Below are 1,031 nucleotides of genomic sequence, written 5' to 3' on the forward strand. Positions count from 1 at the left end.
AGCAGAAGCATCTTGATACCACCGATGAGCGCGCCATTGTCGGTTATCGCTATCTACCCGTCTTTGATGTGGCACAAACTAGCGGTGAACCAGTGTTAAGTGCTAAAGACTTTGTCAAAGAAAATTTGGCCGATCATCAGAATGTGACAAGCTTATATAACGCGTTCAAAGATTATTTAAACCAGCAAACCGACCTTAAAGTCAGTGAAGTGCCTTTAGCGACGCTAAATGGGGCTAAGGGGTATTTTCAACCCAGCACTAATGAAATCGTCATTGGTGGCGATGAGCCTGACAATGCTTTGAAACTAAAGACGTTATACCACGAATATGCGCATAGCCAGCTACACGGCATAAAATCAGCCTTTAAAGATCGGCCACGAGCCTATCAGGAAACCCAGGCCGAAGCGGTCGCATATGTTGCCATGCAAAATATTGGCGTTGATACCAGCAACTACTCACTCGGTTACGTGGCCACCTGGGCTAAAGATAAAGCCGTGATCCATAGTGCTTTAAGTGAAATCCAGCAAGTTAGCAACAAAGTGATTGAACTTAGCGATGGCTTAACCAAACAATTAGGCTTACAAGAAGCCCCAAAAGAGCCTGCGCATGATCTAAAAAAGCTATCAGCCCATGATCTTAATAAGTCCTATCAAGGCTTGCAACAACAAGTTCAGCAAGCAACTAATCCACAACAAAAATCAGAACTAAAAAATAAATTAAATGATGTACACCATGAAATCAGTGAGCGAACACAAAAGTAACTGCAAGCATTTGCTAAAAAGAATCCAGAAATTAAACAACCAGATTCTGAACCCGATCAAAGTCTAAAACGTTAGCCAGTTTTTAAAGGGCATGCTATAATGGAAACAGAAAAGGAAGCCCCGCCGAAAACAGGACTTCCCACGCAAGCCGCTTCAAAGGCGGTGGCATAATTACAAAACTATATTAATGTCGTCCCGTAACTCGCCAAAGTTATAATCGGGGCGGCTTTTTTATTTGTGGTGCTTGTCGATATAGCTGAGTAGCGCGAT

The 1,031-nt window shown here is 42.9% G+C and carries 1 pseudogene; it reads left to right on the top strand.

Features of this window, described 5'->3' with window-relative positions:
* A pseudogene (locus ACKTSF_RS14570) lies at positions 1–836 on the top strand (hypothetical protein); the annotation flags it as partial.
* Positions 837–1,031: the final 195 nt, after the last annotated feature.

Source organism: Levilactobacillus muriae (assembly GCF_045862015.1).
In the GTDB taxonomy this organism is placed as follows: Bacteria; Bacillota; Bacilli; order Lactobacillales; family Lactobacillaceae; genus Levilactobacillus; species Levilactobacillus muriae.